Below are 21202 nucleotides of genomic sequence, written 5' to 3'. Positions count from 1 at the left end.
GCCACGATTCCAACCATCTTGAACTTCATATTGACTCCTTGTGAAATTGGGAAAAACTTTTGCCCTGCTGATTACAACTCCAACGCACCTGGTTGCACGGTGTGTGCGACTCGGGGTTAACACTGAGCCGGTGCATGGTTGGCTCAGACCGAGGGTTCGGCGGCGCTGGCCGCATCGCGCCGACTGGCGCGGCGGCTGCGTGGGCTGGCATCGGTGGCTACCACCGTGCGCTCGGGCAGGGCCACCACCTTGCGCAGCTCATCGAAAGGCGCGCTGAGGTGCGGGATGGCCATGGCCTCGACAAAAAATTCCTGGAAACGCGGCTCAACCGCGGTCTCAATTTTTTCCACCCGCCGCACCAGTTGCTCGATGTCGGTGCGCGAGCCTTGGTCCAGCAGCGCAATGCGCGCGCCCGTGCCCGCGGCGTTGCCCGCCGATGACACGTTGGGCAGTTTGCAGTCGGGAATCATGCCCAGCACCATGGCGTACTTGACGTCGATGTGGCTGCCAAAGGCGCCGGCCAGGCGGATGCGATCCACCTTGTCGATGCCCAGGCGCTCCATCAGCAGGCGCACGCCCGCGTACAGCGCGGCCTTGCCCAGCTGGATGGCGCGCACATCGTTTTGCATGATCTTGAGCGCCGGCTGGGTGGGCGAGGCCGCCACCAGCTCGTAGGAAAAAGTGCGTCCGTCGGCCTGGATGCGCGGGTTGCGTGCCGCCAGCGCACCGTCGATGGTGCCTTCGTGGCGGATGATGCCAGCCAGGTACATCTCGGCGAGCACTTCGATGATGCCGGAGCCGCACACGCCGGTCACACCCGAGCCCGCAATGGACTCAGCAAAACCGGCTTCGTCGGACCACAGGTCCGAGCCAATCACCTTGAAGCGTGGCTCCAGCGTCTCGGGGTTGACACGCACCCGCTCGATGGCGCCGGGCGCCGCGCGCTGGCCGCAGCTGATTTGCGCGCCTTCAAATGCGGGACCTGTGGGGCTGGAGCAGGCCAAGAGGCGCTGGTTGTTGCCCAGCACGATCTCGGCGTTGGTGCCCACGTCGACCAAGAGCGTCATCTGGTCCGACAGGTCGGGCCGTTCGGCCAGCAGCACACCCGCAGTGTCCGCGCCCACGTGCCCGGCGATGCAGGGCAGTACGTAAATGCGCGCATTGCGGTGGATGGCAAAGTCGATCTCGATGGCCCACAGCGTGATGGCGCGATCGGTGGCCAGCGCAAACGGCGCGCCGCCCAGCTCGGTGGGGTCGATGCCCAGCAGCAGGTGGTGCATGATGGGGTTGCCCACAAAAGTGGCTTCCAGAATGTCCTGCGGCGTGATGCCCGCTTGCGCCGCCACCTCGGCGGCCAGGGTGTTGAGGGCTTCGCGCACGGCGGCGGTCATTTCTTTCTCGCCACCGGGGTTCATCATCACGTAGGACACCCGGCTCATCAAATCTTCGCCAAAGCGGATTTGCGGGTTCATCAAACCGGCGGACGCCACGACCTCGCCCGAGGATAGGCGGCACAGGTGGGCGGCAATGGTGGTCGAACCAATGTCCACCGCCAAGCCGTAGGCGTGCTCTCTGAAGCCGGGCCAGACTGCGACGATTTGCGTACCCGCATGCACCGCCACCGTGACCTTCCAATCGCCTGCGCGCAGCGCCTTTTGCAGTTGCTGCAAGACGATGACGTCGCAGGCCAGGTCGGTCAGGCGCCACTCAAACTCCAGGGCGTCTTCCAGGCGGCGCAAGTCGCCGCTGGGGTCGTGCATGTCGGGTTGCTGCACCTCGACGTAGTGCAGGCGGATCAAGGGGTCCAGGTGCACATCGTGGGCCTCGGCCTCTTTGCGCACCACCTGCTTGTGCACCTGGCTGTCGGGTGGTACGTCAATCACCACATCACCTTGCACCTTGGCGGCACACGACAGGCGCCGGCCATCGGCCAGCGCTTGCGTGGCGCAGTAATCGCGCTCCACCTGGCCCACGGGCGACAGGTGTTCGAGCTTGGAGGTCAAACCGTGCTTGGAGAACTCGCCCTCGGAGACCAGCACCTGGCAGCGCCCGCAAATGCCGCGGCCACCGCAGACCGAATCAATGTCCACCCCCAGCGAGCGCGCGGCTTGCAACACGGGTGTGCCCACCGGAAAGCGGCCACGCCGACCGGAAGGGGTGAAAACGACCAGGGGGTCTTTGGTACTCACGCACGGGCTCCTGACAAGGTGTTGGTGTGGAACACTGGAACTTACTCTCGGCGACGGCGGCTACCGCCCTCGCGCCGACCCCGGCCCATTTCGCCGTCGGCGCCCATGGCGGGCGCTTCGCGGAACTTGCGGATCCAACGCATGCAGTCCGGATCATGGCCCATCATCACATCGGCGCCCATGATGGCTTTGACCACCTCGGCATGCAGCGGGTTGGTGATGGCCGAGGTCATGCCAGCGGCAATCGCCATCGTCAGGAACGCCGAGTTGACGCCATTGCGCTCGGGCAGCCCAAAGCTGACATTGGATGCGCCGCAGGTGGTGTTGACCTTGAGTTCGGTGCGCAGGCGGTGCACCAGCTGCATCACCTGCACGCCCGCCTGGTTGATGGCGCCAATGGGCATAACCAGCGGATCGACCACGATGTCGCAGGCGGGAATGCCGTAGTCCGCGGCGCGCTCCACAATCTTTTTGGCCACTGCAAAGCGCACATCGGGGTCTTGCGAAATACCGGTTTCATCATTGGAAATGGCCACTACGGCAGCGCCGTACTTTTTGACCAGGGGCAGCACGGTTTCGAGCCGGTCTTCCTCGCCGGTGACCGAGTTCACCAGCGCCTTGCCCTTGTAGACGGCCAGCCCGGCTTCGAGTGCCGCCACGATGGAGGAGTCGATCGATATGGGCACATCGGTGACGCCCTGTACCAGCTGGATCGCCTTGGCCAGCATGCCGGGCTCATCGGCCAGCGGAATACCCGCATTGACGTCGAGCATGTGGGCACCGGCCTCGACCTGGGCGAGTGCGTCGGCGATGACGCGGCTGTAGTCGCCGGCCATCATTTCGGCGGCCATGATCTTGCGCCCGGTGGGGTTGATGCGCTCGCCGATGATGACGAAGGGCCGGTCGAAGCCGATGACAACCTCTTTGGTTGCCGAGCTGATGATGGTGTCTGTCACGTCGTTTCCTTTTCTGATTGGCCGGATTGGTAGAGGGTGTCGCGCCCGGGGTACCAGGGCACGCGGCCCGCGAGTACGCCAGAGCGCTGGATGATTTCGGCCACCGTGTCTTCCTGGCGAAAGGCCATGACATGCACGCCGGAAACACCCTTGATGTCTTTGATTTCCTGGATCAGGTCGATGCAAATTTGCCGACCTTCCAGCGCGGGCTTGTCGGCTCCTGCCATGCGTTTGATGACCGCGTCTGGAATGTGGATGCCGGGCACGTTGGTGCGCATCCAGTCTGCCGCCTTGGCGCTGCGCAACGGCCCCACACCGATGAGCAAAAACACCTTGCCCAAGAGGCCAATGTCTTCGATCTGCTGCATGAAGGTTTTGAGGCGCGGCACATCGTAGCAGTACTGCGTTTGGATGAACTGGGCACCGGCTTCCACCTTTTTGGCGATGCGCTCGGCGCGCCACTCAAACGGCGGCACAAAGGGATTGGCCGCCGCGCCAAAAAACACACGCGGCGCAAAGGTGACCTTGCGGCCGCTTTGGAACTTGTGCTCGTCGCGCAGCGTGCGGCCTATGGTCAGCAGCGACATGCAGTCCAGGTCAAACACCGGCTTGGCCTGCGGGTGGTCGCCCGATTGCACGCTGTCGCCGCTCAAGCACAGCATGTTGGCCACGCCCATGGCGGCACCGCCCAGGATGTCGCCCTGGATGGCGATGCGGTTTTTGTCGCGGCAGGAGATTTGCATTACCGGCGCATAGCCGATGCGGGTCAGCAGCGCGCACACCGCCAGGCTGGACATATGGCAGTTGGCGCCGCTGCCGTCGGTGGCGTTGATGGCGTCCACATAGCCGTCAAAAATGCGGGCGCGCTTGTACACATCTTCCGGGTCGGCGGAGTCGGGCGGGTCGAGCTCGGTGGTCACTGCAAAGGCGCCAGCCCGCAGCACGCGCTCGAGGCGACCCGGCGAGGTGTGGCCCGGCAGAATGGGCAGCGGGTACCCGGGGACCGGTTCGTCGTCGAATCTCATGGCTTGGCCTCCGCATTTTTCTCGCGCGCCACCTTCAGCCAAGAGGACTTGCCTTCCAGGCGGCGGTCCACCGCAATCTGCACCACGCGAATGGCTTTCTTGCCCTCGACCATGCGCTCGCTGCCGGCAAAGGCCTCGACCCAGACGCATTTCATCTCCGGCTTGACCTCGCAGTTGCCATTGGCGCGTACGCCGCCGCAGGGGCCGTTGCGGATGTTCTTGGGGCAGTTCATGGAGCACGACATGCCGGTGCTGCTCAGGGCGCATTGGCCGCACATCTGGCAATCAAACAAGAAGCCCTTGACGACCTTCTCCACGACCGCCACCGGTTTTTCCAGCCGCTCATACCCGATGGCGTTCCACAGCGGGTGCAGGCCCACGAACACGCGCTCAAATGCGCTGTAAAAAATCTCCAAACCCCGGGCGTGGCGCACCGACCAACGGCGAACGGCGTACATCAGGCCTCTCCCGCGTTGGCTGCTGCGGTAGGTACTGCGTTCCCGTCTGCAGCGGGGGCGGCATCAGGCTCGCCCGCAGGCGGCGCGCTGGGGGCCAGCGTTTCGTCGATGCCGTGGGCGCGGATCAGGCGCAGCAAGTCGTCGTCCGAGTAGCGCGCCTCGATGGCCTGGGCTTCTGCATTGGCCTCGGCCTGGATGTCTTCGCCACAGGCGCGCGGCTCGCTGCGCTTCCAGTCGGCCAGGTAGTCGGTGGAGCTGGCCTTGCCCGCGCGCATGGCGGCGCGGTCGACCGCCTCTTGAAAACGGTGCGAGAGCTGCACCTTGCCGGTTTCCCGGCCTTTTTTCACGACCACCTGCGCGGGAATGTCCCGCCATGAAATCACGATCAGTTTTGCCATGCGATAACACCCATAGAAGACTTGGTTTGGCCGGCGCGCGCCAGGCTGGTGGCGAGTTCGCCATAGCCCGTGGGCTGGTACCCGTAGGCCAGGCCCAGCCGGTCAGCGGCGGCTTGGCCTTGGGCACGCAGCGCTGCAGACTCGACTTGGGCCAGGTAGACCAGCTTGCGGTAATTGCCGAAGTAGATGGGCAAGAGCTGCGGGTGCTTGTCGATGCCCAGACCTTGGATGATCAGGCGGTCAAAGTGCTTGAGCAAAAAGTCCGTCAGGTAAAAGGTGCCGGGCTCGGCATCGGCCATCGCCTCGAACTGTGCCGCACCCGCAAAAAACTCGTAGCAGTGGGCGCCGGGAATGCGCTCCACCTGCTCCTCGGCCAGCACCCCATCGAGCAAACCCCCGGTGCCGCAGTCGGCGTAGGCCACAAACATGGACTGGAACTTGCCACGGTTGGCTCGGATTTTTTCGCGCACCGCGCCAGGGATTTTTTCGGGCCGGTTATGCAAATTGGCCGGCAGGCATTGCACCACCAGGTGCGGCCAGTGGTTGATCTCGCGCAAGGCCACGATCTCCCGCGCCAGCGCCCCGCAGGCGATGACAAGACAAGCTGGCACAGCGCCCATAGGTGAATACCTGGTGTCGGGTTGCTGGGGGCCGCTGGGCAATCCGGTCGCGTGTGGGCGTCTACCGGGGGGCCGCGCCTTAGGCGCTGGCGGCAGCGCGGCGCTGCGCGATCAGGGTCTTGGCGGTTTCCACTGCAATGCCTGCGTCGCGGCAGTAGGCATCTGCGCCTACGGCTTTGCCGAATTCTTCATTCAGCGGCGCGCCACCGACCAGTACGATGTAGTCGTCGCGCAGCCCTTTTTCCTTGAGCGTGTCGATCACCACCTTCATGTAAGGCATGGTGGTGGTCAGCAAGGCCGACAGGCCCAGGATGTCGGGCTTGTGCTCTTCCAGGGCGGCAATGTATTTCTCCACCGGGTTGTTGATGCCCAGATCGATCACCTCAAAACCAGCACCTTCCATCATCATGGCCACCAGGTTTTTGCCAATGTCGTGGATGTCGCCTTTGACGGTGCCGATGACCATCTTGCCGATGGGCTCGACGCCGGTCTCGGCCAGCAGCGGGCGCAAAATTTCCATGCCGCCCTTCATGGCGTTGGCCGCCAGCAGCACTTCGGGCACGAACAAAATGCCATCGCGGAAGTCCACGCCCACAATCCGCATGCCTTCGACCAGCGCGTCATTGAGCACCCGGTCGGCCGACCAACCACGCTTGAGCAGGATCTCGGTGGCCTCAATGACCTCGTCGCGCAGGCCGTTGTACAGGTCGTCGTGCACCTGCTCCGTCAGCTCCTCGTCGTTGAGCGTGTTGAGATCCAGATCGTCATCGAATTCTTCGGCCACAGTGCACTCCTGCAAGTAAATGGGGCCCGACAGCGGGGGCAGACCCGGTGCAGGCTTCAAGGAAAATGGTAAGGTTCTGCCCCCTGGGCGGCTGACAGAATAGCGACTATGGATTGTCGCCTCACGACAGGGTCTGCATGGTAACGCCCAGGATGGTCGCGGGGGCAAAAATCGCCGTCGCAGCAAGACAACCTGCGCGCGCGCCAATTCATACACTGCCTACCCAGCGTGACCCCCTGCAGGCGCGTCATTCATCGTCACTCAATTGGAAACTGTCCCATGAACGTACCTCTCGAAGGCAAACCCCATTACATCCTCAAAGCAAGCTGCGCCAGCCGCATGGGTACGGTGGCAGCGGTGTCGGGCTTTTTGGCCTCGCGCAAGTGCTACATCACCGACATGCAGCAGTTCGACGATGTGCTGACCGGCCGCTTTTTCACCCGTGTGTCGTTCTACGGCGATCCGGTGGGCACACCGGCGATCGACGGCTTGCGCCAGCAGTTCGAGGAGGTGGCACAGCGCGAGGACATGGAGTGGTCGATTTCGGACGGCGACCGGCGGCCCCGCGTGCTCATCATGGTGTCCAAGTTCGACCACTGCCTGGTCGATTTGCTGTACCGCCACCGTCGTGGCGAGCTCAAGATGGACATCACTTGTGTGGTCTCCAACCACCCCGATCTGCAGTCGCTGGTGGAGTCGCACGGCCTGCGCTACATCCATTTGCCGGTGACACCTGCCACCAAGCCGCAGCAGGAAGACCGCTTGATGGACATCGTAGGCGAAACCCAGAGCGAGCTGGTGGTGCTGGCGCGCTACATGCAGGTGCTCTCGGACGATCTGTGCCGGCGTTTGCGGGGCCAGGCCATCAACATCCACCACTCATTTTTGCCCGGTTTCAAGGGTGCCAAGCCCTACCACCAGGCGCACGAGCGCGGTGTCAAGCTCACCGGCGCGACTGCCCACTACGTCACCGCCGATCTCGATGAGGGCCCCATCATTGAGCAGGTGGTGCAGCGGGTGGACCACACCTACACGCCGGACCGTCTGGCCTCCGCGGGCCGCGATTCCGAGTGCGCTGCGTTGGCAACCGCGGTGCGCTTGCACATTGAGCACCGCGTGTTTCTCAATGGCGCAAAAACCGTGATCTTCAAATAGCCGGCGCTTGGGTGCTGGTCAGGCTGACGCCGTTGCAGGCGCGTTCCCATGCAAGCGTTTGCGTGGTGCGCGCAGTGGCAGGCCTCAGGCGGTTTTTCGTTCGGGCGCGGGTGACGTCAGGCCCAGCGCCGAGCGTCGGCTGTTGCGCCGCTCCGCACTGGGGGTGTGGCCAAACAGGTCGCGGTAGCACTTGGAGAAGTGCGGCGGCGACTGGAAGCCACAAGCCACCGCCACTTCCATGATGGACATTGAGGTTTGCAACAGTAGGCCGCGGGCGCGGCGCAGGCGCATGTCCAGGTAGTACTTGGTGGGCACTTCGCCAACGTAGCGCTTGAACAGGCGCTCAATCTGGCGGCGCGAGACGCCTACCAACCCAGCGATTTCATCGAGCGAGAGCGGCTCCTCGAGATTGGCCTCCATCAGGGCGGCGGCCTCGATCAGGTTTTCATGGAACAGGCCCACGCGGGCCAGCAAGGGCACATGCTGGCGGTCCTGGTCGTTGCGGATGCGGTCCAGAATGAACTGGTCGGAAATCATGGGTGCGATATCGCGCCCCAGGTGCTCTTTGATGATGTTGAGCATCAGGTCCAGCGGCGCAATGCCGCCCGAGCAGGTGTAGCGGTCGCGGTCGATGGCGTACAACTGCTTGGAAAACTGCACCGCCGGGAATTGCTCCTCCAGCGCCGACATGTTTTCCCAGTGCACCACCGCCTTGTACTTGTCCAGCAAGCCCGCTTTTGCCAGCGCATAGCCGCCAGTGCACAGCGAGCCCAAGGGGATGTGCCGCTGGGCCAGGCGCCGCAGCGTGGTGGTCAACTCAGGGGTACAGGCGCGTTCCACGTCGACGCCACCACACACGAAAACGATATGGGCCGGGCCAATGTGGTCGATCCCCAGGGTAGGTGCCATCGACAGGCCGTTGCTGGCTGGCGTGGGCTTGCCGTCGAGGCTGGCAATGGTCCACTCGTACACCTCCTGGCCCGCGAGCCGGTTGGCCATGCGCAGCGCCTCGACGGCGCTGGAGAGCGCGATCAGCGAATAGTTGTGCAATGTCAGAAAGACAAACCGGCGCTGGGCCGGGGGGGCGGGGAGCGCTCGGGTCCGTGCTGCTGCGATGGGGCGCCGTTCGGTCATGGGCAGGGTGCTTGGGTGGTGGTCTGCAGGGTCCTGCATGGGCACCAGACATCGCCTGCAGACGGCGGCATCACTGCTTTTTTGAGGACAAACCGAGTTTATCCCTGAGCGAGCGGCGTTTGCCTTGCTGACCAAAGGTTTCGGTGATGCGGTCCAGCATGATGGCCAGCAGTACCACCGCCAAGCCAGACTCAAAACCCAAACCGATGTCCAGGCGTTGGATGCTGGCCAGCACATCGTTACCCAGGCCACCAGCGCCCACCATGGAGGCGATGATCACCATGGAAAGCGCCATCATGATGGTTTGGTTGATGCCCGCCATGATGGACGGCATGGCGCCCGGAATTTGCACTTTGAGCAGCACCTGCAGCGGCGTGCAACCAAAGGTCACACCGGCTTCCACCTGCTCCTTGTTGACTTGGCGTATGCCCAGGCTGGTCAGGCGCACCACTGGCGGCATGGCAAAGATCACGGTAGCCAGCACGCCGGGCACCCGCCCCAAGCCAAATAGCATGGCCGCCGGAATCAGGTACACGAACGCAGGCATGGTTTGCATGAAGTCCAGCGTGGGCCGGATGACCGCAGCCATGCGGTCGCTTTTGGCCGACCAGATGCCCAGCGGTAGCCCCAGCACCAAACTGATGGCGGTGGCCGCGATGATGAGCGCCAGCGTCACCATGGTTTGTGGCCAGAAGTCGGTGGCGTAAATGACCAGACAGCAGGCCAGGCAAAACAGCGCAAACTTCCAGCCTACACGCCACAACCCCAGGGCCACCAACAAGCCGGTGATCACAAAAAAAGGCGTTGCCTGCAGCGCCAGCTCGATGCCTTCGGTCAACGTGCCGATGCCCGAGCCCAGGCGCTCGAGCGTGCCGCCGTCGTTGTCGACGATGAATTTGACGGCCAGATCGACCCATTCGCCCAGGGGCAGTACGTCACTCATGCTCAGACTCCTCCAGCGCCATGCGCTTTAACAAGATGGTTTGCGTGACCGCGCCCAAGTAGCGTTGCTGCGCATCGACGACGGCCAGCGGGTAGGGGTTCTTGACGATGCGTCCCACCAGGGCGTTGAGTGAGAGTGCCTCGGGCACTGCAGCGATGTCTTTGAGGCAGGCCCCTGCCAGCGTCGCGCCACCGGCGGCCAAGGCTTGCAACATGGAGTCGATCGACACGGTGCCTTGGAAGCGACCATCGTGGCCGAGCACAAACGCGTAGTTGCGCTGTGCAGCGCGCAGCCGCTCGATGGCGCTGGCCATGTCAGCCTGCGCATCGCCGCTGGCTTGGATGGTGAGCGTCTCGGTGGCACTGGCCACGTCTTTGGCCACCAGGTACTTTTTGACATCGACGCCTTTGAAGAAGGCGCGCACGTACTCGTCAGACGGGTTGCGAAGAATCTCGTCGGGCGTGCCGATCTGCACAATGCGACCGCCTTCCATGATGGCAATACGGTTGCCGATATGAAAGGCCTCGTCAAGGTCGTGCGACACGAACACAATGGTGCGCTGTTGCTCTTGTTGCAGCTTGAGCAGCAGCTCCTGCATTTCGGTGCGCTTGAGCGGGTCCAGCGCCGAGAAGGCCTCGTCCATCAGCATCAGCGAGGGGTCCACCGCCAGTGCGCGGGCCAGGCCCACACGCTGCTGCATGCCGCCAGAGAGCTCGGACGGCATTTGGTGGGCGAAGGCCTTGAGCCCCACTTGATCCAGCACTTCCATGGCCCGCACTTCACGCGCTTTGCGCTCAACACCTGCGACTTCCAGGCCGAAGGCCGTGTTACGCAACACGGAGAGATGCGGCAGCAAGGCAAAGGACTGGAACACCATGGCCAGGTCTTTGCGACGCAATTCGATCAGCGCCTTCTTGCCCATGGCCGCCACATCGTGGCCGCCCACCAGAACCTGGCCGAAGGTGGGCTCCACCAAGCGGTTGAGCAGACGAATCAGGGTGGACTTGCCCGATCCCGACAGGCCCATGAGCACAAAGATCTCGCCTTCGTCGACATGGAAGTTGGCGTCTTTGACACCAATCGTCATGCCGGTTTGCTGGAAGATGACCTCCTTGCTGAGCCCCTGCTGGAGCATTTGCATGGCCAACGCGGGCTCGGCCCCGTAGACCTTGTAAAGATTTTTGACGACAACTTTTTCAGCCACTGTTGCATTCCTCAGTTGGGGCGGGTGCCTGCGCGCGCCGGGTGCGGTGTTGACTTGGTTAGGCCACAAGCAGGAAGCGGACCATGCCAATCACACGGTGTTCAGCATAACCAGCAAATGCGCTCTGCAATGACTTCAGGTCGACGCGCCACCACAGAACTAGGGAATCCCCTAGGCGTGGCTTCGGCTTGACCTGCGCAACGCGCGGTCTTCACGCGCCGGAGCGCGCCAGATACCGCTTGCGCCAAAACACCATCAGCAGCATCGCCGCAATGGCGGCCATGCTGCCCATGGCCCACCAAAAACCGGTTTGCAAGTGCAGCAGCGGGATGAAGTCGAAATTCATACCAAAAATGCCGGCAATCAGGTTGAGCGGAAGAAAGATGGCGGTCAGCGCGGTGAGGGTGCGCATGATGTCGTTGGTGCGCTTGCTTTGCGCATTGAAGTGCATCTGAACCGCCGTCTCGTTGTTTTGTTCGAGGCGCCGTACGTGGTGTACCACCCGCTCAATGTGTTCCAACACATCGCGACCGCGCACCTGCAAGAGGTCGCGCTCATGGATCTCGTGCTCGGTGCTTGCGCTGGGCCAGGTGTTTACCGCCTCGATCCAGTCTTGGATGCAGGCGCGCTGCTCTTCGCACACTTCATCAAGTTGGTGCAGCGCCAAGCGCGCATCCAACAGTGCCGTCCAGTTGTTGAAGCGGGTCTTGGGGTTGAGCAGCTCGCTTTGCCAATGGTCCAGTTGCAGCGTCAACTCGCGGCGCAGCGCCAGGTAGCCGTCGACCACCTGGTTGATAACGCGCAGCATCAAGTCGGCGGGGCTGGCAGGCAATCGCGCCCCAACATTGCGCGGTTCACTGGCGGCGGGCTGCAACAGCTTGGCGGCATACGCATCGCGCACCGCGCAATCGGACGGGTGCACCGATAGCAGTACGCGGTCAAACACCGCGAATCCGATGGGGCTGGTGTCGATGCGGCGCAAAATCGGCGGCCCACCACGGCTGGCAGTGCGCTTGGGAGCTGTGGCTGGGCGCGCGGGCAAGCTTGGGGCTGAGGCGCTGCTGCCTGCGGCCAAACGCCGAAACACCACCACATCGTATTGGGAGGTGTAGTCGTAGTGCGAAGGCAGGTGCACATTGAGCAGGTCCGACACATGCAGGTCCACCAGGTTGTGGCCGCACAGGGACTGCAGCGTGCTTTGGATGGGACCGAGTTGCAGCTCCAGCTCCTCGCGGCTGCAGGCCAGCCAGAGAAAGCCTTGGGGCGGCAGGCCGCTTTGGCGCCAGTCGTCCAGGCTAGGGCCCTCGCTGACGGTGCTGCCCTGGATGTGGAACACCCGCATGTCGGGCCTAACAGGTGCGGCGCAGGGTGCGGGCAGCGTCGCGGGCGAAGTAGGTCAGCACGCCGTCGGCACCGGCGCGCTTGAACGCGAGCAGGCTCTCCATCATCACCGCGTCGTGGTCCAGCCAACCGTTGGCCGCCGCCGCCTTGAGCATGGCGTACTCGCCCGACACCTGGTAGGCAAAGGTGGGCACCCTGAAAGCGTCTTTGACCCGGCGCACGATGTCGAGGTACGGCATGCCAGGCTTGACCATCACCATGTCGGCGCCCTCGGCGATGTCCATGGCCACCTCGCGCAGTGCCTCGTCCGAATTGGCCGGGTCCATTTGGTACACCTTTTTGTTGCCCTTGCCCAGGTTGGAGGCCGAGCCCACGGCATCGCGGAATGGACCGTAGAACGCGCTGGCGTACTTGGCGCTGTAGGCCATGATGCGGGTGTGGACCAGGTTCTCGGCCTCCAGCGCCGCACGGATGGCACCAATGCGCCCGTCCATCATGTCGCTGGGCGCCACGATGTCGACGCCCGCGCGGGCCTGGGTCAGCGCTTGCTGCACCAGCAGGGCCACGGTTTCATCGTTCAGGATGTAGCCCTCGTTTTCGGGCAGGGTGTCTGGCAGGCCATCTTGCCCGTGGGTGGTGAATGGGTCCAGCGCCACGTCGGTCATCACGCCGAGCTGCGGAAACTCCTTCTTGAGCGCGCGCACCACCCGCGGTACCAGTCCATCGGCGTTGTGTGCCTCTTTGCCGTCGTAGGTTTTCAGGGATTGATCCACCACCGGGAACAAGGCGAGCACCGGGATTTCTAGTTCGACGCATTCCTGCGCCACCGGCAACAGCAGGTCCAGGCTGAGCCGCTCGACGCCCGGCATGGACGCGATCGGAATACGCTGCTGTGTGCCGTCTACGACGAACACCGGGTAAATCAAGTCGTGGGGAGTTAACGCGTTTTCGCGGACTAGGTTGCGAGTGAAGGTGTCGCGGCGCAGGCGACGGGGCCGGCCAGCCGGAAAGGGGGCGTAAGGTGTCATCGGAAAATTGTGCCTCAAGTAATTGGCTCTTCTTGGAAATCTTGCGTTGCGCTGGCTCCAAAGCCCAAGCAACAGCCGACTTGGGAAGGCTGCAGCGCCTGGTGGCGACACTTTGGAGAGCGCTTGACTCGTTTTGGCACCCGACGCGGGGCGTGCGCAAAGTGCTTGTGCGCCGTGTAGTTATTTGATAAATTCCGCACCGGGCAGCTTGCTGCCCCCCGCTTTTCCTCCCTGAGCGGGGCCTTGATGTGTGACAGCAAATAGGCTTCCAACCCCAGCCCCTGGCTGGGGTTTTTTTTGGCGGAGGAATGGTGCGATTGGTCATGGCAGAGGCTCGTAAATGGGTGCAAAGGCCTGGCCTAAGTCAATGTGACGGTCGGGGCGCACTTGTTCTCATGGCCCTCAGTTCGGCCTTGGGTTCTGGTCTACACTGAACCGCATGCTTTGGGTCAAGTCGTTTCACATCATTTTTGTCGCTAGCTGGTTCGCTGGTTTGTTTTATTTACCGCGCATATTTGTCAATCTGGCAATGGTGCACGCCGATTCGATTGCCGAGCGTGAGCGCCTGTTGTTGATGGCGCGCAAGCTCTACCGATTCACCACCCTGTTGGCGGCCCCGGCGCTGGTTTTGGGCCTGTGGCTGTGGGCGTACTACGGCATTGGCTGGGGCCCCGGCAATGCATGGATGCACGCCAAGTTGGCCGGCGTGGCCCTGGTGATTGCGTACCACCTTCTGTGCGGTGCGATGCTGCGCCAGCTTGCCAGCGGCGCGTCGCAGAAAAGCCATGTGTGGTACCGCTGGTTCAATGAAATCCCGGTCCTGCTATTGACCGCGGTGGTGATTTTGGTGGTCGTCAAGCCGTTTTAGCCCGCGTGCGCCGCGCATGCACAAGACCGCTGCTACTCCGCTAACCCTGCTGTACGCGGCCTTGGTCGTCTATGCCAGCCTGTACCCTTTTTCAGATTGGCGCGACCAAGGTATTGCGCCGTGGGAGTTTTTGCTTGCACCCCCGCCGCGCTACTGGACCGGGCTGGACGTGGCGATCAATATGGCGGGTTACGTGCCTCTGGGCGGCTTGCTGGTGCTGGGCGCGCTGCGCCGCGGCCACGGTCGCTACGCCTTGCTTTGGTCCTGCTTGATTGCGAGTGCTCTGTCGCTGGGCATGGAGATGGCGCAAGGATTCTTGACGGCGCGGGTGCCGTCGCGTGAGGATTGGCTGCTCAACACCGCAGGAGCGTTCACAGGCGCTGTGGCGACCCTCGTCATGGAGCGTTGGGGTGCTATCGAGCGATGGAGCGCGCTGCGACGCCATTGGTTTGTTGCCGACGCCCGCGGTGGCCTGGTGCTGCTTGCGACGTGGCCGGCAGCGTTGTTGTTTCCGCCTGCCGTGCCCTTTGGGTTGGGCCAAGTCGTGCAACGTTTGGAGGCACAGGCCTGGGGTTGGCTCGAAGGCACGCCGATGGCGCAATGGTTGCTGTTGGCTCCCGTGGACTTGCAGCCGCTCTCGCCAGCTGCCGAGTTGTTGTGCGTGGTGCTGGGTTTGCTGATCCCTTGTTTGCTAGGCTTTGCTGTGGTTCCGGCTTTGGGGCGCCGTCTCGTCTTTGTACCGTTGTTATTGGCTGTAGGTATCTTCACTGCGAGTTTGTCGGCGGGTCTGAGCTGGGGCCCCGAGCACGCGGGCGCTTGGCTGGACGTGCCCACCCAATGGGCGTTGTTGGTTGCTCTGGTGGTGGCGCTGGGCTTGGCGTTTGCGCCGACGCGGGCGTGTGTGGCGCTGGTGTTGTTGGCCTTGGGGGCCTACCTTAGCTTGTTGAACCAGGCGCCGGAGAGTCCGTACTTATCACAGACCCTGCAAGCCTGGGAGCAGGGTCGCTTTATTCGGTTTCATGGCCTAGCGCAGTGGCTGGGTTGGTTGTGGCCCTACGCCGCACTGTTTTACGCTTTGACGTTGGTCTGGCATAAAGACCGACAAAACTAGAATCCAGCCATGACCGAACACACCACGCCTGCAAGCTCGTACTACGAGCGACATGTTTTTTTCTGCCTCAACGAACGTACTAACGGCGAGGCTTGTTGTGCCCAGTTCAAGGCGCAGGAAGCGTTCGACCGCTGCAAGTCGCAAGTCAAGAGCGCTGGGCTGGCCGGAGTGGGCAAGGTGCGTGTGAACAAGGCGGGTTGCTTGGACCGCTGTGCGGCCGGTCCGGTGGTGGTGGTCTACCCCGAGGCCGTGTGGTACAGCTATGTGGACACGCAGGATATCGACGAGATCGTGGAGTCGCATCTCAAGAACGGCAAGGTGGTGGAGCGGCTTCTCACGCCGCCCCATCTTGGTCGGTAAGCCGTGAACGCCCAGACCCAAAAAATCGAGATCGTCGGCCCGGCAGGCGTGTTGGAAGCCTTGCGCGACCTGCCCGCAGTGGGCTCGGATGCCGCCCCGCGAGGTGTGGCAGTGATTGCGCACCCCCACCCGCTGTTTGGTGGCACCATGGACAACAAAGTTGTGCAGACCTTGGCCCGCGCCTTTGTGCAGTCGGGTTGGTGTGCGGTGCGATTTAACTTTCGGGGCGTAGGCGCCAGTGCGGGCGTGTACGACGCTGGTCGCGGTGAGCTAGACGACCTGCTTGCCGTTGCCGCAGACCAAGCGCCCGATGCGGTCTTGGCTCTGGCGGGCTTCTCCTTTGGGGCGTTCGTGACCAGCCACGCGGTGGCTACGCTTTCGGCTCAGCGCCAACTCGGGCCGGTGGTGCTCGTAGGCACGGCAGTGTCGCGATTTGACGCTAGCCCCATCCCCGCCGCTGTGCACGATCGCACGCTGGTGCTGCATGGGGAGTCTGACGACACCGTCGCCTTGGTCGACGTGTTGGGCTGGGCGCGCCCGCAAGGGCTGCCTGTGACCGTCATCCCCGGGGGTGGGCACTTCTTTCATGGACAATTGCCACTGCTGCGCAACTTGGTCGTTCGCCACCTTGTCAGCCAAACCCCATTTGTCTAGTCGATAGTCTGAACCCGGTGATGCCGCCCCTGCGGCACCCAAGCCCTGTCCCATGAAATCACTCATCGCCATTTTTTTGGCCACCTTCGCCTGTGTGGCTTTCTCCCAGACGCCTCAGCCACCCGAGGTGGCGGCGCGCGCCTACCTATTGATGGACGTGACGGCCAACCAGATACTTGCGGCCAAAGACATCGATGCACCTTTGGAGCCCGCATCCCTGACCAAGCTGATGACCGCCTACCTGGTGTTTGACGCCCTGCGGTCCAAGAAAATCGCGCTGGCCCAGACTTTTCCGGTAAGCGAGCGAGCTTGGAAAATGCCCGGTTCACGTATGTTCATTGACCCCAAGATGCAGGTGCCGGTGGAAGACTTGATCAAGGGGATGATTGTGCAAAGTGGCAACGATGCCACGGTAGCCCTGGCTGAAGGCGTAGGCGGCACGGTGGAGCGCTTCGTGGAGATGATGAACGCCCAGGCCAAGGTGCTTGGCATGCAGTCCACACGCTACAAAAACCCGGAGGGCTTGACGGAACCTGGCCACACCACGACGGCGCGCGACCTGGGTGTGTTGGCCAGCCGGCTGATGTCCGATTTCCCTGACTACGTGGGCTTTTACTCCCTCAAAAAGTACCGCTATCCCGGAACGCCAGCGGCCAACGACAGCAACCGCAATTTGCTTTTGTTTCGCGATCCGACGGTGGATGGTTTGAAGACTGGCTACACCGACGCAGCCGGTTACTGCATGGTGGCAACCGCCAAGCGCGACTTTGCAAACTTGGTCTCGCCCGGGGCGCCTGCGGGCTCCGCCCAAGCAAGGGGTAGCCGCCGCCTGCTGTCGGTGGTGTTAGGTGCTGACAGCGAAAACGCCCGCGCTAACGAATCGCAAAAGCTGCTCAACTGGGGTTACACCGCATATGAAGCGGTCAAGTTGTTCGACGCTAACCAGCCCGTGGTGACGCCCGATGTCTGGAAGGGCTCCGCGGCCACCGTCAAGTTAGGGCGTCCGCAGGCGGTTGTGGTGAGCGTGCCGCAAGGTTCTGCTGGCCAAATCAAAACCCAGGTATTGCGCAGCGAACCTCTGCTGGCGCCACTCGCCCAAGGGCAGTCCGTGGCCACTTTGCGTATCACGGTGGGCGCACAAGCGCCCATGGACGTGCCTTTGCTGGTCTTGGAGCCTGTGTTGCAGGCCGGCGTGCTTGGCCGCGCTTGGGATTCCTTGAGGCTTTGGATCCAATAAGTCGCCAAGCTCAGATTGTCTGGTTGAAGGCGATCTGATATATTCGCGGGCTTTTCGGAAATTCCGGAGGGGGTTTGCGTTTTCGCTGCAATGCGGTGTTCGCAACCGGTGTGCAACGCCAATGTGTGTCGCTGATGCTCACGACCTTTGCACAGGACTGATGCGCGTTAACCAGCGTGTGTCGTCGCGATTTTTTGCAATCCAACGTTTAGGGACGTTTTTTTCAGGAGGCTTAAGTGCCAACCATCAACCAGCTAGTGCGTCAAGGCCGCGAGGTCGAGACGATTAAGTCGAAGAGTCCTGCAATGCAGAATTCTCCGCAGCGCCGTGGCGTGTGCACCCGGGTGTACACCACCACGCCAAAGAAGCCTAATTCCGCGTTGCGTAAGGTCGCCAAGGTGCGTCTGACCAACGGTTTTGAGGTGATCTCCTACATCGGCGGCGAAGGCCACAACCTGCAAGAGCACAGCGTGGTGCTGGTGCGCGGCGGCCGGGTCAAGGATTTGCCTGGTGTGCGTTACCACATCGTGCGCGGTTCGCTGGACTTGCAAGGCGTGAAAGACCGCAAGCAGTCGCGTTCCAAGTACGGTGCCAAGAAGCCCAAGGCGAAGTAATCCATGCGGCCCTAGGGCGGCAGTCAAAAGGTGTTTGTTTGTTGCGTGGCGCAGCAGATGAACGTAGTGACCCGGTGTTCGGGTCGAGTAAGTGAGAGTCTTATTGATTAACTCTCGCGGTGTCCGCAAGGCCACCAACTGAAGCAAAGAGGTGAAAAAATGCCACGTCGTCGCGAAGTCCCTAAACGTGAAATCCTGCCGGATCCCAAGTTCGGCAATGTCGAGCTGTCCAAGTTCATGAACGTCATCATGGAAGGCGGCAAGAAAGCTATCGCTGAGCGCATCATTTACGGCGCGCTGGAGCAAATTGAGAAGAAGCACCCCGGAAAAGACCCGTTGGAGGCGTTCACCGTTGCCATCAACAATGTCAAGCCCATGGTGGAAGTGAAGTCCCGCCGCGTCGGTGGTGCGAACTACCAGGTTCCTGTGGAAGTGCGTCCCGTGCGCCGTCTGGCGCTGTCGATGCGCTGGATCAAGGAAGCAGCCCGCAAGCGGGGCGAAAAGTCCATGGCGTTGCGCTTGGCGAACGAGCTGCTGGAAGCCACCGAGGGTCGTGGCGGTGCCATGAAAAAGCGGGACGAAGTGCACCGCATGGCCGAAGCCAACAAGGCGTTCTCCCACTTCCGCTTCTAAAGCGACTGCGGCGCTACCCACCGGGCGGTGTCGCATTTTGGCGGTGTAGTCGCACCGTCACAAAGTGAACCCAGACTGTCGGGTTCCTTGCCAAGCTGCCGTGTGCGGCTTGGCTGTTTCAGACAGTGACCAACCAAGGACCCATCATGGCTCGCCATACCCCCATTGAGCGCTACCGCAACATCGGTATCTCCGCCCACATTGACGCTGGTAAAACCACCACCACCGAGCGCGTGCTTTTCTACACCGGCGTGAACCACAAGATCGGTGAAGTGCACGATGGCGCTGCCACCATGGACTGGATGGAGCAAGAGCAAGAGCGCGGTATCACGATCACCTCGGCTGCCACCACCTGCTTCTGGAAAGGCATGGACAAGTCCCTGCCAGAGCACCGTATCAACATCATCGACACCCCGGGACACGTTGACTTCACTATTGAGGTCGAGCGTTCTATGCGCGTCTTGGACGGCGCCTGCATGGTGTACTGTGCCGTGGGTGGCGTGCAGCCCCAGTCGGAAACCGTGTGGCGCCAGGCCAACAAGTACAAGGTGCCTCGCCTTGCGTTTGTGAACAAGATGGACCGCACCGGCGCCAACTTTTTCAAAGTGGTAGATCAGATGAAGCTGCGTCTGAAGGCCAACCCGGTGCCCATGGTGATTCCGATTGGCGCCGAAGAGAACTTCACCGGCGTGGTGGACCTGCTGAAGATGAAGGCCATCATTTGGGACGAGGCGTCCCAGGGCATGTTGTTCGATTACAAGGACATTCCCGCGGATTTGCTGGAGCTGGCCAAAACTTGGCGTGAGAAGATGGTTGAAGCGGCCGCCGAAGCGTCGGAAGAGCTCATGAACAAGTACCTCGAAGAAGGCGACTTGTCGGAAGAGGAAATCAAGTTCGGCATCCGTGTGCGCACCATCGCTACCGAGATTCAGCCTATGTACTGCGGCTCGGCGTTCAAAAACAAAGGCGTGCAGCGCATGCTGGACGCGGTGATTGAGTTCATGCCATCGCCTGTGGACATTCCGCCTGTGAGCGGCATGGACGAAGAAGAAGCGCCTGTGACCCGCAGGGCCGACGATGGCGAGAAGTTCTCGGCGCTGGCGTTCAAGCTGATGACCGACCCGTTCGTGGGCCAGCTCACCTTTGTGCGTGTGTACTCAGGCGTATTGACCAAGGGCGACAGCGTTTACAACCCGATCCGTGGCAAGAAAGAGCGTATCGGCCGTATCGTGCAAATGCACGCCAACAACCGCGAAGAGGTGAGCGAAATCCGTGCGGGCGACATCGCCGCTTGCATCGGCTTGAAGGATGTCACCACCGGCGAAACCCTGTGTGACCCCAGCGCGGTGGTGATGCTCGAGCGCATGGTGTTCCCTGAGCCTGTGATCACCCAAGCCGTGGAGCCCAAGACCAAGGCTGACCAAGAAAAAATGGGTATCGCATTGCAGCGTTTGGCCCAAGAAGACCCGTCCTTCCGTGTCAAGACCGACGAAGAGTCCGGCCAGACCCTGATCGCCGGTATGGGCGAACTGCACTTGGAAATCATTGTGGACCGCATGAAGCGCGAGTTCGGCGTGGAAGCCAACGTGGGCAAGCCCCAAGTGGCCTACCGCGAAACTATCCGCAAGACCATTGAGGACGCCGAAGGCAAGTTCGTGCGCCAGTCCGGTGGTAAGGGCCAGTACGGCCACGTGGTTCTGAAAATCGAACCCAACGAAGCGGGCAAGGGCATTGAGTTTGTGGACGCCATCAAGGGCGGCGTGGTGCCGCGCGAATTCATTCCCGCAGTGGAAAAGGGCATCCACGAAGCAGTCACGCAGGGCGTGCTGGCTGGTTACCCGGTGGTGGACGTCAAGGTGACGCTGCACTTCGGTTCCTACCACGACGTGGACTCGAATGAACTGGCGTTCAAGATGGCTGCCATCTTTGGTTTCAAAGAGGGTTGCCGCAAGGCTGGCCCCGTGATTCTGGAGCCCATGATGGCTGTGGAAGTCGAAACGCCAGAAGATTACGCCGGTAACGTGATGGGTGACTTGTCCTCACGCCGTGGCATGGTGCAGGGCATGGAAGACATGGTCGGTGGCGGCAAGGCTATCAAGGCAGAAGTGCCGCTGTCCGAAATGTTCGGTTACTCGACCACCTTGCGTTCGATGTCGCAAGGCCGCGCCACCTACACGATGGAGTTCAAACACTACTCGGAAGCCCCACGTAACGTGTCGGAAGCCATCATGGCATCGCGCGCCAAGTAAGTTTTAGAAGTGGTCTGCGACGGTGTGCCGCCCTGTTCCCGTGCGGGGCGAACCAGCAACACCGTGCAGACGTAAAACCAAACCACGGGAATACGCTCTTTGGAGAATTGAAACATGGGTAAAGAAAAATTCACACGCACCAAGCCGCACGTCAACGTAGGCACGATTGGCCACGTGGACCACGGCAAGACCACGCTGACTGCGGCCATCACCACGGTGCTGGCGGCCAAGTTTGGCGGTT

22 protein-coding genes are annotated in these 21202 nt (G+C 62.0%); 10 read left to right on the top strand and 12 right to left on the bottom strand.

What is annotated here, in order from left to right; genetic code table 11:
- Positions 1–143 precede the first annotated feature (143 nt).
- The 7 genes from ACILRC_RS14320 to ACILRC_RS14290 form a co-directional block, all read right to left on the bottom strand.
- The gene (locus ACILRC_RS14320) at positions 144–2189 is read right to left on the bottom strand and encodes an ASKHA domain-containing protein (RefSeq protein WP_395670054.1); all 2046 of its coding nucleotides are present in this window, start codon (positions 2187–2189) and stop codon (positions 144–146) included.
- Positions 2190–2230: 41 nt separating this feature from the next.
- Entirely contained in the window at positions 2231–3145 is a 915-nt protein-coding gene (locus ACILRC_RS14315; protein ID WP_395670053.1) for a dihydropteroate synthase, read from the bottom strand.
- A complete protein-coding gene (locus ACILRC_RS14310) occupies positions 3142–4170 on the bottom strand; it encodes a methylenetetrahydrofolate reductase (RefSeq protein WP_395670052.1) in 1029 nt (342 codons plus the stop codon). The genes ACILRC_RS14315 and ACILRC_RS14310 overlap by 4 nt, the downstream gene beginning before the upstream one ends.
- On the bottom strand, positions 4167–4628 hold the full coding sequence (locus ACILRC_RS14305) for a methylenetetrahydrofolate reductase C-terminal domain-containing protein (RefSeq protein ID WP_395670051.1): 462 nt from the start codon (positions 4626–4628) through the stop codon (positions 4167–4169). The genes ACILRC_RS14310 and ACILRC_RS14305 overlap by 4 nt, the downstream gene beginning before the upstream one ends.
- Positions 4628–5026 (bottom strand): virulence factor, encoded by a 399-nt coding sequence (locus ACILRC_RS14300; RefSeq protein ID WP_395670050.1) that lies wholly within the window; start codon positions 5024–5026, stop codon positions 4628–4630. The genes ACILRC_RS14305 and ACILRC_RS14300 overlap by 1 nt, the downstream gene beginning before the upstream one ends.
- Positions 5014–5637 (bottom strand): DUF1638 domain-containing protein, encoded by a 624-nt coding sequence (locus tag ACILRC_RS14295; RefSeq protein WP_395670049.1) that lies wholly within the window; start codon positions 5635–5637, stop codon positions 5014–5016. Before ACILRC_RS14295 ends, ACILRC_RS14300 begins: the two co-directional genes overlap by 13 nt.
- Positions 5638–5725: 88 nt before the next feature.
- Complete coding sequence (locus ACILRC_RS14290) at positions 5726–6430, bottom strand: corrinoid protein (RefSeq protein ID WP_395670048.1); 705 nt, start codon at positions 6428–6430, stop codon at positions 5726–5728.
- Between the two features lie 279 nt (positions 6431–6709).
- Between ACILRC_RS14290 and purU the strand changes: the two genes are divergently transcribed.
- Complete coding sequence (purU, locus tag ACILRC_RS14285; protein WP_395670047.1) at positions 6710–7585, top strand: formyltetrahydrofolate deformylase; 876 nt, start codon at positions 6710–6712, stop codon at positions 7583–7585.
- Positions 7586–7669: 84 nt separating this feature from the next.
- Here purU and ACILRC_RS14280 read toward each other — a convergent pair whose 3' ends face one another.
- The 5 genes from ACILRC_RS14280 to hemB all read right to left on the bottom strand — a co-directional run bounded on the left by ACILRC_RS14280 (position 7670) and on the right by hemB (position 13235).
- Positions 7670–8719: a GlxA family transcriptional regulator gene (locus tag ACILRC_RS14280; RefSeq protein WP_395670046.1), complete on the bottom strand. Its 1050-nt coding sequence runs from the start codon at positions 8717–8719 to the stop codon at positions 7670–7672.
- A 70-nt stretch (positions 8720–8789) separates the two neighbouring features.
- The gene (locus tag ACILRC_RS14275; RefSeq protein ID WP_395670045.1) at positions 8790–9662 is read right to left on the bottom strand and encodes an ABC transporter permease; all 873 of its coding nucleotides are present in this window, start codon (positions 9660–9662) and stop codon (positions 8790–8792) included.
- Positions 9655–10866 carry a glycine betaine/L-proline ABC transporter ATP-binding protein ProV gene (proV, locus tag ACILRC_RS14270; protein WP_395670044.1) on the bottom strand — a complete coding sequence of 404 codons (1212 nt, stop codon included), beginning with the start codon at positions 10864–10866 and terminating at the stop codon, positions 9655–9657. Before proV ends, ACILRC_RS14275 begins: the two co-directional genes overlap by 8 nt.
- A 211-nt stretch (positions 10867–11077) precedes the next feature.
- Positions 11078–12208 carry a magnesium transporter CorA family protein gene (locus ACILRC_RS14265; RefSeq protein WP_395670043.1) on the bottom strand — a complete coding sequence of 377 codons (1131 nt, stop codon included), beginning with the start codon at positions 12206–12208 and terminating at the stop codon, positions 11078–11080.
- Positions 12209–12215: 7 nt separating this feature from the next.
- On the bottom strand, positions 12216–13235 hold the full coding sequence (gene hemB, locus ACILRC_RS14260) for a porphobilinogen synthase (protein ID WP_395670042.1): 1020 nt from the start codon (positions 13233–13235) through the stop codon (positions 12216–12218).
- Positions 13236–13674: 439 nt separating this feature from the next.
- On the opposite strand from hemB, the gene ACILRC_RS14255 reads away from it, so the two are divergent.
- From ACILRC_RS14255 to ACILRC_RS14215, 9 genes are all read left to right on the top strand, one after another.
- Positions 13675–14103 carry a CopD family protein gene (locus ACILRC_RS14255; RefSeq protein WP_395670041.1) on the top strand — a complete coding sequence of 143 codons (429 nt, stop codon included), beginning with the start codon at positions 13675–13677 and terminating at the stop codon, positions 14101–14103.
- Between the two features lie 16 nt (positions 14104–14119).
- Positions 14120–15214, top strand: coding sequence for a VanZ family protein (locus ACILRC_RS14250; protein WP_395670040.1), 1095 nt, complete (start codon positions 14120–14122; stop codon positions 15212–15214).
- Between the two features lie 9 nt (positions 15215–15223).
- A complete protein-coding gene (locus tag ACILRC_RS14245; protein ID WP_395670039.1) occupies positions 15224–15574 on the top strand; it encodes a (2Fe-2S) ferredoxin domain-containing protein in 351 nt (116 codons plus the stop codon).
- A 3-nt stretch (positions 15575–15577) separates the two neighbouring features.
- Positions 15578–16228 carry an alpha/beta hydrolase gene (locus ACILRC_RS14240; protein ID WP_395670038.1) on the top strand — a complete coding sequence of 217 codons (651 nt, stop codon included), beginning with the start codon at positions 15578–15580 and terminating at the stop codon, positions 16226–16228.
- Positions 16229–16280: 52 nt separating this feature from the next.
- Entirely contained in the window at positions 16281–17465 is a 1185-nt protein-coding gene (locus ACILRC_RS14235; protein ID WP_395670037.1) for a D-alanyl-D-alanine carboxypeptidase family protein, read from the top strand.
- A 236-nt stretch (positions 17466–17701) separates the two neighbouring features.
- Complete coding sequence (gene rpsL / locus ACILRC_RS14230) at positions 17702–18079, top strand: 30S ribosomal protein S12 (protein WP_011466063.1); 378 nt, start codon at positions 17702–17704, stop codon at positions 18077–18079.
- Between the two features lie 159 nt (positions 18080–18238).
- Complete coding sequence (rpsG, locus tag ACILRC_RS14225) at positions 18239–18712, top strand: 30S ribosomal protein S7 (RefSeq protein ID WP_395670036.1); 474 nt, start codon at positions 18239–18241, stop codon at positions 18710–18712.
- A 146-nt stretch (positions 18713–18858) separates the two neighbouring features.
- A complete protein-coding gene (fusA, locus tag ACILRC_RS14220) occupies positions 18859–20961 on the top strand; it encodes an elongation factor G (RefSeq protein ID WP_395670035.1) in 2103 nt (700 codons plus the stop codon).
- A 114-nt stretch (positions 20962–21075) separates the two neighbouring features.
- Positions 21076–21202: GTP-binding protein (locus ACILRC_RS14215; RefSeq protein WP_236635368.1), on the top strand; the 127-nt coding region annotated here is incomplete at its 3' end.

It is taken from the genome of Rhodoferax sp., assembly GCF_044236835.1.
GTDB lineage: Bacteria > Pseudomonadota > Gammaproteobacteria > Burkholderiales > Burkholderiaceae_C > Allorhodoferax.
Note: the sequence above shows the minus strand (reverse complement) of the source record. Positions and strands in the feature narration are given on the sequence as shown.

What these genes read in the sequence shown, in the direction of transcription:
- ACILRC_RS14310 (WP_395670052.1), bottom strand. Translation starts at nt 4,170, where the DNA reads ATGAGATTCGACGACGAACCGGTCCCCGGGTACCCGCTGCCCATTCTG.
- ACILRC_RS14305 (WP_395670051.1), bottom strand. Translation starts at nt 4,628, where the DNA reads ATGTACGCCGTTCGCCGTTGGTCGGTGCGCCACGCCCGGGGTTTGGAG.
- ACILRC_RS14300 (WP_395670050.1), bottom strand. Translation starts at nt 5,026, where the DNA reads ATGGCAAAACTGATCGTGATTTCATGGCGGGACATTCCCGCGCAGGTG.
- purU (WP_395670047.1), top strand. Translation starts at nt 6,710, where the DNA reads ATGAACGTACCTCTCGAAGGCAAACCCCATTACATCCTCAAAGCAAGC.
- ACILRC_RS14280 (WP_395670046.1), bottom strand. Translation starts at nt 8,719, where the DNA reads ATGACCGAACGGCGCCCCATCGCAGCAGCACGGACCCGAGCGCTCCCC.
- ACILRC_RS14275 (WP_395670045.1), bottom strand. Translation starts at nt 9,662, where the DNA reads ATGAGTGACGTACTGCCCCTGGGCGAATGGGTCGATCTGGCCGTCAAA.
- ACILRC_RS14265 (WP_395670043.1), bottom strand. Translation starts at nt 12,208, where the DNA reads ATGCGGGTGTTCCACATCCAGGGCAGCACCGTCAGCGAGGGCCCTAGC.
- hemB (WP_395670042.1), bottom strand. Translation starts at nt 13,235, where the DNA reads ATGACACCTTACGCCCCCTTTCCGGCTGGCCGGCCCCGTCGCCTGCGC.
- ACILRC_RS14255 (WP_395670041.1), top strand. Translation starts at nt 13,675, where the DNA reads ATGCTTTGGGTCAAGTCGTTTCACATCATTTTTGTCGCTAGCTGGTTC.
- ACILRC_RS14250 (WP_395670040.1), top strand. Translation starts at nt 14,120, where the DNA reads ATGCACAAGACCGCTGCTACTCCGCTAACCCTGCTGTACGCGGCCTTG.
- ACILRC_RS14245 (WP_395670039.1), top strand. Translation starts at nt 15,224, where the DNA reads ATGACCGAACACACCACGCCTGCAAGCTCGTACTACGAGCGACATGTT.
- ACILRC_RS14235 (WP_395670037.1), top strand. Translation starts at nt 16,281, where the DNA reads ATGAAATCACTCATCGCCATTTTTTTGGCCACCTTCGCCTGTGTGGCT.
- rpsG (WP_395670036.1), top strand. Translation starts at nt 18,239, where the DNA reads ATGCCACGTCGTCGCGAAGTCCCTAAACGTGAAATCCTGCCGGATCCC.
- fusA (WP_395670035.1), top strand. Translation starts at nt 18,859, where the DNA reads ATGGCTCGCCATACCCCCATTGAGCGCTACCGCAACATCGGTATCTCC.